Here is a 14,586-nt window from a genome sequence, read left to right as displayed (position 1 = left end):
TTAGTTGCCTCCAAGTGCTGCAAATTCCTTGTCCATCTTGTCCAGAACAACATTCAGTGCGCTTTCAAAGTCCTCTTCGAACTTGACCTTTGCAAGATCGTCCTTTGACTCAACTGAAAGGATATCCTTCATTGGTATGCCTGATTCCAGTGCTGCCTGTGCCATATCACTGTACTTGGAGATTGCTTTGAGCAATTTGTACTGCTTGTCGAATGGACAGTATGTGTCAACAGGGTGGTATGCGTTCTGCTGGAGGAAGTATTCCCTGAGCATACGGCAGATCTCGAGAATAAGCTGCTGGTCTTCCGGAAGTGCATCGGAACCAACGAGCTGTACGATTTCCTGAAGTTCGGATTCCTGCTGGAGAAGATCCATTGCATTGTCTCTGAGTGGTACCCAGTCAGGTGCAACATTCTCTCCAAACCAGTCAGAAAGACCCTGGGTGTACAGACTGTAACTTGTAAGCCAGTTAATTGATGGGAAGTGTCTCCTCTGTGCAAGTTTTGCATCCAGCGCCCAGAACACTTTTACAATACGGAGGGTGTTCTGTGTAACAGGCTCTGAGAAGTCACCACCAGGTGGTGATACTGCACCAATAACTGTGATTGAACCTTCTTCTGCTGAAAGTGACTTTACTGCACCTGCACGCTCATAGAACTCAGAGAGCCTTGCAGAAAGGTATGCAGGATAACCTTCTTCACCAGGCATTTCTTCAAGCCTTGAGGAAATTTCTCTCATTGCTTCTGCCCATCTGGATGAAGAGTCAGCCATAAGTGATACATCGTATCCCATGTCACGATAGTATTCTGCGATTGTGATACCGGTGTAAACAGATGCTTCACGAGCTGCTACAGGCATGTTGGATGTGTTTGCGATAAGAACTGTACGTTCCATGAGTGGACGACCTGTTTTAGGGTCCTGAAGTTCAGGGAACTCGTTCAGTACATCAGCCATCTCGTTTCCACGTTCTCCACATCCAATATATACTACAATGTCAGTGTCACTCCACTTTGCAAGCTGCTGCTGTGTAACAGTCTTTCCTGAACCAAATGGACCAGGGATAGCTGCAGTTCCGCCTTTTGCTACAGGGAAGAGACCATCAAGAATTCTCTGACCTGTAATAAGAGGTTTTCTTGGAATGAACTTCTTCTCTACTGGACGTGGCATTCTTACAGGCCACTTCTGCATCATGGAAATTTCGGTACCGTCTGTGAGTACACAGATTGTTTCGTCTACCTTGAACTTTCCTGACTTTATTTCTTCAATTGTACCGGAAACTGTTGGTGGCACCATGATCTTGTGCTCAACGTTCATTGTCTCCTGTACGACACCTATTGTCTGACCGCCCTTTACGGAGTCACCACTTGTTACTACAGGCTTGAACTCCCATACTTTTTCACGGTCAAGACCGTTTGCAGTTACACCTCTGCTAATGAAGTCTCCCATCTTTTCCTGGAGAACTTTCAGAGGTCTCTGAATACCATCATAAATACTTTCTAATAAACCTGGACCGAGTTCTACAGAGAGGGACATTCCAGTGTTCACTACAGGCTCACCTGGCTTGATACCAGATGTATCCTCGTATACCTGAACAGTAGCTTTGTCACCTTTAATTCTGATAACTTCACCCATAAGACCTTCGTGACCAACGTGCACCACATCGTACATCTTTGGCTTGATACCCATGATAGTAACGACAGGTCCGGCCACACGATAAATTTCACCTTTCATTTCCACAGATCTACACCTACCGATTGCTTTATTTTTTCCCTTAAGTTCGAACTTTCACCACTACCACCGAGAGTCACAACAGTTGGCTCAACAGAATCGCTGATAGTGTTTCTCAACATCTCCGGTAGTCCACTCAGATCATCACCGTGCATTATCAGAATGCCGACTTCTCGATCCTCAAGTATTTTCTCTACAGCAGGCTCAAGTTCGCCATTATTAACTTCAAATATCTTTTTGACACCAGCAAGCCTGAAACCTGTTACAAACTCACTTTTGCCGACCACTGCTAATTCCATCAGATCACCAACTGCTCTTTGATTACATCATCTTCTAGGTTGGCAGCTTTTCCACGAATAATGATCCGTAAGTTGCTTATCTCGTTCTGCTTACTTAGCATGTAGTCCATGATTGGTACAATTGAATTCGGATAAACATGTGAGAAGCTTGCTGCAGATTTAAGCCTGTGCTTTTTCAGCTTGGTCTCGACATCAAGCAATGAAGTCATATCAGGTTTTACGATATCTGAAATAACATCCCAGTAAGGATTACTTTCCAGCTCAGATACAAAATCTGCAAAGGAAAGTGGCAACATTTTTCCAGTTTCTTTAAGGTTGCACTTTAATCCACCTTCAATCATCAAATCCATTGCTTCGGAGTCAGTTATTCCTGACTTCTTCAAACGGAAGAGAGTAATAAGGTTTTTCAGATCAATACCCATCCTGGTGAATTCCTCGAACAGCTTGCGATCTTTAGACTTTGATCCACCGACTGCTTCAAACAAACCGGCATAGTACATTTTATCAAGCTTATTCTCAATCTCAGAAAGATTAGTACCATCATAGTTCTTTAATATCGGGTAATATTCCGTATTTGCAAGCTCAGAGATGACATCCTCATAAGTTGCTTTTGCTGCAAGTTCTGAAAGGTAAGTATAATTCAGCCTTCCTGCTGCAACAATTGCATCAAGAATCTCTTCTGTAGATGCATTACAATATTTACCACGCAGAATGGTTTTAATATTCCAGATATCATACTTTTTGAGTTTTTCGCCTATAAGGAAATTCACATCACCTTCTGAAATATTGAGTAACTTCGTGAAGGTCTCTGCGAGATTCCTGTTAAGGGCATGCTCAATAAGATCCACGCCTTCATATTGCCTTGCCAGTTGATCGATATCCACTTTATACTCAGATTCTTCAATGAATCTGGTAATTTCGTCAATGCTCATGTTCATGAGCCTAGGATAGGTCTCCTTTGGCAGAAGCTTACTTTTCATTGCACGTACACGTGCTACGGTATATGCATAATTCGCATGACCCTTTGACAGGGACTTTTTGGAATTACCACGCTTAAATTTCTGCAACAGCTGCATTTAGAAATCACCCGAATAAGATATCAGATGTCTGTTTCAACAACCGCTCATTCACGCTATTAAGGAGAACATCGTAAGTATAATCCAATCTGATAGTACCATCTTCATTCTCGATAGCAACGCCACCGAGACAATCGATGTTACCTGCGTATTCGAGAGAAGATAACTTCTTGACAAGCTCCTCGGATTCAGCATTAGAATAAATCTTACTACCGTTTGCCTCATATTCTGTAATGAGTTCCTTGAGGAGTTCTTCATTTTTCTCTGGAGAAAAACCAGATATGGTTTCTACAGCCTGGACATATACTTTTTCGAGTATTTCCTTGCGTGCATTGAGCAATGTGCGCTTCACTTCAAGATTTGCACTGGATATATCTTGCTGCCTTATCTTTTTAATATCATCTTCTGCTTTTGCAAGACGTTCACCCATAATTCGTTTGGCATTCTGTTTTGCATCATCCAGAATCAAGGCTACTTCTGCATCTGCTTCAGAATCCAGTTTGGAAACTTCTGCGTGTGCAGCATCCATGATATCTTTAACAACAGTTTCTAGTCCCATGCTCAACACCTTTGGAAAATTTAAGAGCGAAAAATACGCCCTTAAATTAGCTGATCAACAATGCAACTACCAGACCAAAAATTACAATTGTTTCTGGGATTACAGTCAGGATAAGACCCTTACCGAAAAGGCTCTCGTTCTCTGCCATTGCTCCTACTGCTGCGCTACCAATATCTCTTTCTGCGATTGCAGATGCAAGACCTGTAAGTCCTACTGCGAGTCCTGCACCAATTGCTTTTAATCCTGCGTCGCCCATAAAGGCTACTGTTTCTGTTGCCATATTCTTATTCCTCCGTGTATTTTTTAATATATCCGAATGGATCGTATTTGCGTCCCCCACCTTCGTAGAATTTTCCGAAGAATTCTACATACTGCAACCTGAGTGCGTGTAAACCGGGGGCCATAATACTCAGAGCAGTATTTAATCCGTGTCCACCTAAGAACACGATAATTGCGAATATTGTTGTTGCACCTATTGGAGTTCCTGGTTCCCATATCATCTCGAAAGCGATAAGGTTCACAGTTGATGCAATATAGATAGATGATAATCCTACAGCTATAATACGAGTGTAAGACAGTGAGTTACTGAGAAGTGACGGCAACTCGACAGGTCCTTTGATACCTTCTCCCTTGAAGAGCATGATCAAACCTATTACGAACACAACAACACCTACCATCGTCATTGCTGAAGGAAGGAGTGCTGCATATCCGAGAATACCTAATAGAAGTCCAATCTCAATTACAAACCAGCTGCCCTTTTCAAAAATAGCTGCTGACATTCCATGTTTCTTGTTCTCATTAATGAAACCAAGCAAATAACCGATATTGATATGTATGAAACCTATCAACGCGGTGACGACAATCATGGTCATCACAAGATGAGTCCTATGAACTGGGAAAGTTAACAGTTCGTCACCAACTATAGAGAAGTCAAATGTGTGTGTCACGAACCCAGGAATTAATCCAGCCTCTTCTATATGACCAGTTTCATGGTCAACAATAGCTGCAAGAGGGAATCCAAGGAATTCACCATACAACACACCAAATATCATAGTAGATATCTGACACCATATAAGGATGTTCATGAGTGGCTTAACTGCGTCAGAAGAAACAATCTTCTTAATAGCTAGTGCCATTGCAAGCAATATCAGTGCATAACCGATGTCCCCAAGAATCATTCCATAGAATAGTGGGAAAGAAATGAACATCAATGCAGTCGGGTCTAGTTCTTTGTATACAGGCCTTGCATAAAGATCCAAGATTTGCTGGAAAGGAGAAGTAATCTTGGAGTTGTTATACTCTATAGGAACTATCTTTTCATCTGCCTTTGTCATCTCCTGCTTGGAGACGAATGCACGACCATTTGTTGCTTCCTTGACAACACGTTCAAGTTCAGCAAAGTCATCGGCAGGAACCCAACCATCAATTATGAAAGTACTATCTGAAGTTGCAACCTTAAGTGGAGCCTCTGATTTCTGTGCCTCTATTGAAAGAACTTCATTACTGGCCATGATAAAGTCAGCATATTTGTCCTTAAGAGAGTCCATCTCTGCATCTATAGATGCTATCTTTTTCACAAGGTCTGCTTCCTTAGATTCATAAGTAGAAAGCAGGTTAGATGGAACACCTGATCCACCAGGGATACGATACTCCCTGAAACCAGATCTTACAAGCAAATCAGCAACCTCTCCTGACTTTTCAGCGGTTACGAACAAGACCAATGTACCTTCTTTAGCATCATAGAATAACTCATATGAAGAAGTAATCTTTGAAACTGAAGGTCCTATATCTTCTTTGATAGCACCTGCAAAAACAGAGAGGTGCTCATAACCACTATAATAGTCCAGATCAACAGGAATATTTGCAAATGGGAGTAATTCTTTTTTAAGAGAATCGAGTTCTTTGAGCTCTGCTTCAAGCTTGCTTTTTTGTCCAGCCTTGACATCAAGTTCAGCATCAAGCTCTTCAAGAGTATCATCCAGAGAAGAAAGAAGTGCTTTCTTGTCTTGCTTTTTAGCTGCAGCATCCTTGATACCGAGCATACTTGCAATGGATCTTATCTTGATAAGTTTCTTGGAAACTTCATCTACATTCTCAAAAGGTCTACCAATACGGAGACCAGAATCATCTTCATTGTAATCTTCGATCTGGAACAGATTTGCTTTGTGCAGAGCGTCGACCGTCTCTTCAAAAATACTTTTATGACCAACGATCACAGCACGGTTCATCTGCTTTAGATCAAGCATGTATTGCCCTCTCGAATTCGTTTATAAGTAACTCGACAGCTTCATCTACCTTGGAAGAAGCAGCGGATGCTATAGCTTTAGCTTCACTTTCTCCACCTTCGATGATCTTTGCTTTATCTGAAGCGATTGACTCTTCTGCAGATTTCATTGCACTTTGTGCAGATTTTTGTGCATCAACCTCGGCCTGTTTTATGATTTCCCTGGCCTCGGCACGTGCACTGGCGATACGGTCATTTTTCTTTTTCTTACCGTCGTCAACCATTTTGCGTGCATTGTCTTCTGCTTCTTTGATTTCCGACAAGATTTTTTCTTTGGCCATGCTAATCCTCATGTGATGAATTGCTAATTATCCCGAATAAATCAACTTCTCCTATTGCTAGCTCACATATAAAGTATTCGGTTTTCCAGACACTAGCGAGCCATCAATAATCATGATTTATCATGATATAGGAAGATTTTACAACAGATTCTATCTAATAAATAAATCCTCCTGATTGCGATAATTATGTAATCATAATGAATAATGATTACATACAATTAATGCATAAACTTATCTAGCCTGACCGGAAGCTGTGTTCCTTCCGGTATAGTGTGGATATATTTGCTCCGGAATTCAGGGTTGCGCATCATACAGTAATCTGCAGAGCAATTATATGCTTCATGCTTGCCCATTCTTTCCCATATAGCAGCAAGTTTTTCCTCACGAATATTCCCGAATGACAGAGGAGTATAAGCACATGGTAAAACATCCCCACCTGCTGTTGTATGCATCCACCTTCTACCTGCAAAACAACCAAACTCATCAGGACCCATGAAATTAGGGAACGAAGTTACTCTTGGACCATCCTTTCTATTGTTCATTGATTTCTGGAATTTTCCAAGCCTGTCAACATCCCTGGAACTTATTACCTCGTCTTCATGTTCCAGCCAGCGTCCCACAGCGATGATCTCATAGATCGACATTTCCTGCATACCCATATCTGCTGCAAAATTGTAGAAGCCATCGAGATCATCAATATTGTGAGGTGAAACAACTACAAAAAGATCTGCAAGAATACCAGCATTGACAATGTGCCTGATACCATTGACAGTGTTCTGGAAAGCCCCTTCACGATTCCTTACACGATTATGTTCTGCCTCATCAGGACTATCCAGACTTAAGTGTGCTGAAAAAAGACCCGCTGCTTTCAGATCCCTTGCTCTTTGCTCAGTCAGACTGAAACCTGATGTGAAACACGAAACTATTGCACGGGACTTGTCCACCTTAGCAATCATTTGCTCAAGGTCTTTCCTGAGCAGAGTTTCTCCACCATCAAAAGCAATATAATATGAACCAAGATCAAGTGACTGGGCAATAGCACTATTAATTTCATCAGCAGTCAGAATTGGGTCTGCCACAGTACCGGCTGCACCACAGTGAATACAATCATAAGGACAATGAGTGGTAATTCCTATTGAAAACTGATCAGGCACTCTCTTCTTTAATATAGAAGCTACCTGGGCACTGATCATCCTTTTAAAGATGTCACCCGGCATCGGAGGAGCCCACGTAGAGAATATTATATTTTCCTCATCGGAGTATATGGGTTTCTCTTCAAGAAAGATCTTGTTGATGCGTTTTATAATAGGTTTTGCAACAGGAGATAGCGGACCCTCTGTGTCAAGGACCACTCGTCCGTTTTCAGTGCTGGCATTTACTTTAATTACTGATTTATCATAAACCCTCATGAAGTCACCTGGTAATTGAATAAAATTGAATAAAATTAAAGGATATCAATAGGAAGCATATCTACTGTAATAAGGTCAGTTATTAACTCCAGTTTATTCCTTGCATCAGAAGGTGGGAATGTGGCAAGGATATCTTTTGCATTTTTAACACAAATACGGACCTGTTCTAAAGTTTTCTCTACAGCCTTATCGTGATCCATGGATCTTCTATAAATAAGAGGCAATGTAACTGATTCATAAGTAGAACTCTTATCTTCAAGTTCATTTAGATACTCAAGCAGGTCATCAACTATTTGATATGCATTACCTACATTTTCACCAAAAGACCTTAATTTTTTGGCAGTCTCAGAATCCGCTTCTGCAACATAAGCACCTATTGCAGCACTGGCAGCAAAAAGGGAACCGGTCTTTTTACCAATACACTCAAAGTAGTTCTTTTCCCTGAATTCATCATCAACGCTTGAAATATCAATGGTTTCACCTTCAGCCATATACATTCCAGCCCGACCGAATTCATTTACTGCATTGTTTCCGTAACCGGAAATAAGAGATATTGCCTTGGATATAAGAAAATCACCACATAGTATCGCTGCAGGGATTCCATATTTTTTGTGTGCTGATTCAACACCACGACGCACAAGACCTCCATCAAGCACATCATCATGAATAAGAGATGCAGAATGAATAAATTCAATCGCAAGTGCAGCCTTGACACCTTCCGCAGAATTACCCCCGCACATTTCAGTACATAATATGAGCATAACAGGACGGATATTCTTTCCACCGGAACTGCATATGTGCATAAGCATCTTTTTCATCTGGGAACTATCATCCATAGAATGAACTATATCATCCTTGGCAATCTTAATCAGCTGATATTCGTCCAGATCTTCTATTTGCACCATAACCACGCCTGTTTATTCTGAATATTTTGAAGGACAACTCATAACTATCTGGCTTGCTTCAACCATGGTTGGAGAAAGCATTTTTCCGCTTATACTAACACTTTGCCCCTCTGCAAGATTGGCCGGGAGAGAACCGGTATATTCCACATAAATCTCATAAGAAGGTTCTTCAAGATCCTGAAGTGCAAAAAAAGTGCCATCAGTAGAAATATCAAGAGTTCCATTCTTGATCATGCCCATTGTGTTGACATCATGCCCTACAAACTCCGCTGAGTTCTGGGATATATCAGATACCATATGATATCCCTGTGAAAGGTCAACATTCCAGAGACCTACAAAACCAACAACGGCAATGAAAGCAACTGCAACTATCGTTTTTTGTGTTTTATCCATAGGAAGCACCCTACAATGATCGATTATCAGGATAAATTTTCTGTCTTACTACATTGAAGCACCAGCTTTCTGCGGGAACTAATAACATATACTGCATACGCCAGCAATGTAATCCACATAATTGCAAATGCAATCTCTAACGCGCCTATAAAGAATCACCTCTATATCAGCCTATTTGTTCGTCATAGGCATTAAGACGAACCCTTCCATCAATAATCAGGCACGAATAGACCAATTTATAGATTGATGGCTCAGCCTGATAATCAAGTATTAATATGGGTGTGCAGTAGTATAGTCCCATCCTATAAATAGGTAATATAAGTCGACATACGAACAAAAAACATTCATGATCAATTATGGTAAAACCTCCAAGACTCATTGCCTGGGAAACAACAGCAGGATGTAACCTTTCGTGCAAACACTGCAGAGGTTCATCCACTGAGAAAAAACCTGAGGGCGAACTTACAACTGAAGAAGCACTCCATTTAATAGATGAAATAAAGGAAATGGGAAACCCAATACTCATACTAAGTGGTGGGGAACCACTGGTAAGGGATGACATATTCGAGATTGCAAAATATGCCACGGAAAAAGGTCTGCGTGTTGCCATGGCAACAAACGGAACTTTGGTCACACCAGAAATGGCAGACAAAATCAAAAGTGTTGGCATACAAAGAGTAAGTATAAGCCTTGACGGTTCAAGTTCCAAAACGCACGATGACTTCCGTTGCATGCCCGGAGCATTTGATGGTGCACTGAATGGCATAGAGAACCTTAAAGACGCAGGCATAGGCTTCCAGATAAACCCAACCATCACAAAACGCACCATTGATGAAATTCCATCCATACTGGAAATGGCAAAGGAACTTGGTGCAGACGCCCTTCATATCTTCCTGCTTGTACCAACCGGCAGAGGTAAAGAGCTTGAGAATGATGAAATCCCGCCAGTAGAATATGAAAGGATACTCAACTGGTTCTACGACAGACAAAAGGATGCAGGCATTCAACTCAAAGCAACCTGTGCGCCCCATTATTTCAGGATAATGCGTCAGCGTGCAGAGAAGGAAGGAATTGAAATAAGTGTCAAGACCCATGGTTACGAAGCAATGACAAAGGGATGTCTTGGAGGAACTGGCTTTTGTTTTATATCAAGCACAGGAGACGTTTACCCTTGCGGATACCTTCCTGCACTTGCCGGAAACATAAAAGAGCAGAGTTTTAAGGATATCTGGGAGAATTCTAAAGTATTCAACGACCTGCGTGATGTCTCAAAACTCAAGGGAAAGTGTGGAATATGCGAATATAATACAGTATGCGGAGGCTGTCGTGCACGTGCTTATGCTGCCACAGGCGACTATCTGGAAGAAGAGCCATACTGTATATATGTACCTAAAAAACAGTGATTTGAATGATATTTCTTGATGATACCGATAAAAAGATACTCAATACTATCCAGTTTGATTTTCCCCTGGAAACAGAGCCTTATAAAAAACTAGGAGAAGAACTGGGTATTAGTGAAGATGAAGTAATTGAAAGGCTTGACAGGCTGCACAATGAAGGTGCTGTCAGGAAGATCGGACCAATAATCAACCGCAAAGGAGTAGGGGGTACAAGCACGCTTGTAGCTGTAAGTGTTCCTGAGGAAAAGGTTGACGAGGTGGCAGAATACATCAACGCATATCATGAAGTGTCACACAACTACCACAGACCAGAGAAATTCAACGTGTGGTTCACCATTTCTGCAGTTAACAGAGAAAGGATAGATACGATATTAGAAGAGCTGCAGGAAAAGACCGGACTGGATTTTGTTGACCTTCCAACAAAAAAACTGTTCAAGATCGGAGTCAAGTTCAACATTAAATGAGAGGTGACAAAATATGGCAAATAATCTGGATGACATTGATGAGAAAATAATCAAAATGACACAGAACGGCATCCCGCTTAAAAGATCACCTTTTACAGATATTGCCAGTGAGCTTGGAATCAGTGAGCAGGAAATAATAGACCGCCTCAAAAAGATGCAGGAAGAAAATGTTATCCGCAGGTTCGGTGCATCAGTCGGACACAGAGACATTGGAATCGTTGCAAATGCAATGTGCGTCTGGAATGTACCTGATGAAAGGACAGAGGAAGTTGGTACGATAATGGCAGGATTCTCCGAAGTGACACACTGCTATGAAAGACCACGAGCCCCTGGATGGGATTATAACCTGTTTGCAATGGTTCACTCTTATACAAAGGAAGACTGCGAAGAAGTTGCAGCAAGGATATCCGAGGCAACTGGAATCAAAGATTATAAACTTCTTTTCAGTGACAGGGAATTCAAGAAAACTGGAGTTAGGTTGTAATCGCAATCTTTAACTAATTTTACCGGGAAAAGCAGAAGGCAATCATTTCCGGAGATGGAGATATGAAAGACAAGAACCACTTCCTGCCACTGCTGATAGATATGAGCGACAAGAAAGTCGTGATATTCGGAAGTGGATCTGTCGGGGAAAGAAAAGCTAACCTGTTCTCAGAGTATGCAAAAGTTACGGTAGTCAGTCGTAGCTTTAATGATGTTTTTTTTAAGCTTGAAGAAAAATACGGCATCAAGCTAATCAAAGCAGATGCAGGAAAGCTCACCGATGAAGAGATAAACGATATCATCAGAGATGCATTCCTTGTAATTCCTGCCACCAACGACAGAAGCATAAATGAAAGAATTGTTATTCTGTCTAAACCCTTCGGGATACTGACAAACGAAGTAGATGCCATTGGTGATGTCACTGTGCCTGCTGTGATAAAACGTGGAGGACTTACTATAAGTATATCCACCACCGGCTCAAGCCCTGCCTTTTCAAGATTTACACGCCAGCAGGTGGAGAAGATCATTACACCTGAATTTGCTGACATGATCAAAATCCAGGACGAAATGCGGACTTACCTAAAAGGCGAAGTTCCCGACCAGAAAGACAGAAAAGAGATTTTGTGGGACATTCTTGAGAGTGAGGACGTGTGGGAAGGGCTTAAAGAATCATATGAAAAAGGGTTTAATACAGCACAGGGTATAGTAAGGAAGAAAATAAGCGAGAAAGTCAGATGAACATGTACCACAGACACCGCTATTTGAATTATTGTAAAACACGAGGTAACCATGACTGAAATAACCAGTATGGTGATAACCCATTCCAAAGCAACTGTCGAGGAGATCGAGGAAGCATGGGAAGGGGACATAGAAAAAATGCTCAAGGACCTTCATTCTCTTGATCTTGTTTGTGAGTGTGTTGTGCTCAAGACCTGCAACCGCGTGGAAATATATGTTGTTTCACCGAAAGGCAGTACTGTCCTGTTCCAGTTTGCCAAGAAAATGGGACTTTCTTCTAATATAATAGACTTTTTTGAGCACGAAGAATCCATCATGCACCTGCTCAGGCTTGCATGTGGTCTTGAATCTATGATAATCGGTGAAGACCAGATCCTCGGTCAGATTAAAGACCTCTACCTTGTTGCCAAGAAACTCGGAACCTCCGGCAAAATGCTTGATACAGCATTCAGTAAAGCCATTCAGGTAGGTAAACGTGTCAGAACCGAGACCGAGATCAACCGTGGTGCACTTTCAATTGCATCAGCATCAGTAGACCTTGCAGAAGACACCGTTGGCGACCTCAAGAACAAGATGGTACTTGTTATTGGTACAGGAGAAATGGGGACACTTGTCACCCGTGCACTTTCCCACAGGGAGATCGAACTGATGTACATTGCCAACCGTACATACGAAGCTGCAAAGAACCTTGCTGATGAGATGGGAGGACATGCAGTACACTTTGACCAGATCGATGAGAATCTCAGAAGAGCTGATGTCGTTATTAGTGCAACCGGTGCACCCCACTATGTCCTGAAATATGAACAGGTCGAAAAGGCAATGAGTTTCAGGGAAAAAGAACTTCTTCTAATTGATATAGCAAACCCCAGGGATATTGACCCTTCAATCGATGATATCCCACATGTGACTCTCTATAATATAGATAACCTGAGAGTCATAAATGAGAAAAATCTGGAACTGAGAATGGAAGAGGCTAAAAAAGCCCAGTCCATTATCGATGAGGAATTCGATCTTCTGATCAAACAATACAAAAGACAGAGAGCAGACACACTCGTATCTGAACTGTATGCCCAGTCATACAAACTCCGTGTGAATGAAAAAGATAAAGCCATCACAAAACTTGGTGCTTACCATACGATTGGTGACACTGAAAAACAGATCATAGAAGACCTGACACATTCAATTATCAATAAAATGCTGGCAGAGCCTACCAAAATTATCAGGTATGCAGCAGAAATTGGTGACGACGAGCTGCTGGAGTCTGTTGCCAGAGTATTTATCGCTAATAGATCTAACATTAAAGAAGAGAATGAGCTGGTAAAATGTTCCCCGAGCACAGAATGAGAAGGCTGAGAAGCGGCAAGATTAGAGACCTGGTACGTGAGACTTCATTGTCCGTAGATGACCTGATATACCCTGTTTTTGCCAATGAGACAATAGATGCTCCGCAGGAAGTCGCATCAATGCCTGGCATTTATAATCTGCCGGTTGAGAGAATTGCCGATGAAGCAAAGGAAGCTGCCGACCTTGGCATACCTGCCATATTACTTTTCGGCATCCCGGAAAAAAAAGATGAACATGGAAGCTCTGCATGGGGAGATGATGATGTTGTGCAGCGCGCCATACGTGAGATCAAAAATGAGCTCGGCAAGGATATGCTTGTAATAACCGATGTCTGCCTGTGCGAATACACCAGCCATGGCCACTGTGGAATGGTCGATTTCGATACTGAAGAAATAATGAATGACCCCACACTTCCACTACTGGGAAAAACGGCAGTCAGTCACGTAAAGGCCGGTGCTGACATGGTGGCCCCATCAGGAATGATGGATGGTATGATATCTGCGATTCGCAGCGCACTTGACGAAAATAATTACTATAATATCCCAATTATGTCCTATGCTGCAAAATATTCATCATCATTCTACGGACCCTTCAGGGATGCAGCAGGTTCAGGATGCTGCTTTGGAGACAGATCCACACACCAGATGGATCCTGCAAATTCTGATGAGGCACTCATGGAAGCAGCACTTGATATAGAGGAAGGAGCTGACATAATCATGGTCAAACCGGCGCTTCCATATCTTGATATATTATACCGTCTCAAGACCGAATTTGAAATTCCAACGGCAGCCTACAATGTTAGTGGCGAATACTCAATGCTTAAGGCAGCAGCACAAAATGGCTGGCTTGATGAGAAAAAGGTGATGTATGAGTCACTGATGTCTATCAAGCGTGCAGGTGCTGATATGATAATTACCTATTTTGCCAAGGAAATGGCAGAGATGTTAAAATGATTAAGAGCTTTCTAATTATCGACATTCATATAAAGTCAAAACTACTAGATACAAAAAAGAAAAAGAAAGCGTGTTTGCTATGGTAAAGAAAGATATTGTCCAGATTAAAAATCCAAAATCTGGAAGGTATGTAAAAATAGACAGGGCTGCCGGGAAAATATTAGACCATAAGAAATCAGAAGGTCCTTACAAAAATATACCAATTGCAAGAAAGAGGAACTGATGATTCTTTATAGGCCAAATGATGGTGATGTACACACCAATCATATA

Annotated in this window: 17 protein-coding genes; 7 read left to right on the top strand and 10 right to left on the bottom strand. The window is 41.7% G+C overall.

Annotation, left to right across the window (positions count from 1 at the left end):
* From RE474_RS10035 to RE474_RS09990, 10 genes are all read right to left on the bottom strand, one after another.
* A complete protein-coding gene (locus RE474_RS10035) occupies positions 1-1,737 on the bottom strand; it encodes an ATP synthase subunit A (protein WP_309310235.1) in 1,737 nt (578 codons plus the stop codon).
* On the bottom strand, positions 1,728-2,027 hold the full coding sequence (locus RE474_RS10030; RefSeq protein ID WP_309310234.1) for a V-type ATP synthase subunit F: 300 nt from the start codon (positions 2,025-2,027) through the stop codon (positions 1,728-1,730). Before RE474_RS10030 ends, RE474_RS10035 begins: the two co-directional genes overlap by 10 nt.
* A complete protein-coding gene (locus RE474_RS10025; protein ID WP_309310233.1) occupies positions 2,027-3,103 on the bottom strand; it encodes a V-type ATP synthase subunit C in 1,077 nt (358 codons plus the stop codon). Before RE474_RS10025 ends, RE474_RS10030 begins: the two co-directional genes overlap by 1 nt.
* A gap of 7 nt (positions 3,104-3,110) precedes the next feature.
* Positions 3,111-3,662 (bottom strand): V-type ATP synthase subunit E, encoded by a 552-nt coding sequence (locus RE474_RS10020; protein ID WP_309310232.1) that lies wholly within the window; start codon positions 3,660-3,662, stop codon positions 3,111-3,113.
* A 46-nt stretch (positions 3,663-3,708) separates the two neighbouring features.
* Positions 3,709-3,942: an ATP synthase subunit C-like protein gene (locus tag RE474_RS10015; RefSeq protein ID WP_309310231.1), complete on the bottom strand. Its 234-nt coding sequence runs from the start codon at positions 3,940-3,942 to the stop codon at positions 3,709-3,711.
* 4 nt (positions 3,943-3,946) lie between these two features.
* Positions 3,947-5,908 carry a V-type ATP synthase subunit I gene (locus tag RE474_RS10010; protein ID WP_309310230.1) on the bottom strand — a complete coding sequence of 654 codons (1,962 nt, stop codon included), beginning with the start codon at positions 5,906-5,908 and terminating at the stop codon, positions 3,947-3,949.
* The gene (gene ahaH, locus RE474_RS10005) at positions 5,901-6,227 is read right to left on the bottom strand and encodes an ATP synthase archaeal subunit H (protein ID WP_309310229.1); all 327 of its coding nucleotides are present in this window, start codon (positions 6,225-6,227) and stop codon (positions 5,901-5,903) included. Before ahaH ends, RE474_RS10010 begins: the two co-directional genes overlap by 8 nt.
* Positions 6,228-6,445: 218 nt before the next feature.
* Positions 6,446-7,636: a radical SAM/SPASM domain-containing protein gene (locus RE474_RS10000; protein WP_309310228.1), complete on the bottom strand. Its 1,191-nt coding sequence runs from the start codon at positions 7,634-7,636 to the stop codon at positions 6,446-6,448.
* Positions 7,637-7,671: 35 nt separating this feature from the next.
* Positions 7,672-8,541 (bottom strand): polyprenyl synthetase family protein, encoded by an 870-nt coding sequence (locus RE474_RS09995; protein ID WP_309310227.1) that lies wholly within the window; start codon positions 8,539-8,541, stop codon positions 7,672-7,674.
* Positions 8,542-8,553: 12 nt separating this feature from the next.
* Positions 8,554-8,934 (bottom strand): cytochrome c maturation protein CcmE domain-containing protein, encoded by a 381-nt coding sequence (locus RE474_RS09990; protein WP_309310226.1) that lies wholly within the window; start codon positions 8,932-8,934, stop codon positions 8,554-8,556.
* Positions 8,935-9,290: 356 nt separating this feature from the next.
* Between RE474_RS09990 and ahbD the strand changes: the two genes are divergently transcribed.
* From ahbD to RE474_RS09955, 7 genes are all read left to right on the top strand, one after another.
* A complete protein-coding gene (gene ahbD, locus RE474_RS09985; protein ID WP_309310225.1) occupies positions 9,291-10,337 on the top strand; it encodes a heme b synthase in 1,047 nt (348 codons plus the stop codon).
* A 5-nt stretch (positions 10,338-10,342) separates the two neighbouring features.
* Positions 10,343-10,798, top strand: a complete 456-nt coding sequence (gene ahbA, locus RE474_RS09980) for a siroheme decarboxylase subunit alpha (protein WP_309310224.1) — start codon at positions 10,343-10,345, stop codon at positions 10,796-10,798.
* Between the two features lie 13 nt (positions 10,799-10,811).
* Positions 10,812-11,282 (top strand): siroheme decarboxylase subunit beta, encoded by a 471-nt coding sequence (ahbB, locus tag RE474_RS09975; protein WP_309310223.1) that lies wholly within the window; start codon positions 10,812-10,814, stop codon positions 11,280-11,282.
* 62 nt (positions 11,283-11,344) lie between these two features.
* Positions 11,345-12,019 (top strand): precorrin-2 dehydrogenase/sirohydrochlorin ferrochelatase family protein, encoded by a 675-nt coding sequence (locus RE474_RS09970; protein ID WP_309310222.1) that lies wholly within the window; start codon positions 11,345-11,347, stop codon positions 12,017-12,019.
* A 51-nt stretch (positions 12,020-12,070) separates the two neighbouring features.
* Positions 12,071-13,363, top strand: coding sequence for a glutamyl-tRNA reductase (hemA, locus tag RE474_RS09965; RefSeq protein WP_309310221.1), 1,293 nt, complete (start codon positions 12,071-12,073; stop codon positions 13,361-13,363).
* Entirely contained in the window at positions 13,342-14,316 is a 975-nt protein-coding gene (hemB, locus tag RE474_RS09960; RefSeq protein WP_309310220.1) for a porphobilinogen synthase, read from the top strand. Before hemA ends, hemB begins: the two co-directional genes overlap by 22 nt.
* Before the next feature lie 79 nt (positions 14,317-14,395).
* On the top strand, positions 14,396-14,539 hold the full coding sequence (locus RE474_RS09955) for a hypothetical protein (protein ID WP_309310219.1): 144 nt from the start codon (positions 14,396-14,398) through the stop codon (positions 14,537-14,539).
* Positions 14,540-14,586 lie beyond the last annotated feature (47 nt).

The organism is Methanolobus sediminis, assembly GCF_031312595.1.
Lineage (GTDB): Archaea > Halobacteriota > Methanosarcinia > Methanosarcinales > Methanosarcinaceae > Methanolobus > Methanolobus sediminis.
Note: the sequence above shows the minus strand (reverse complement) of the source record. Positions and strands in the feature narration are given on the sequence as shown.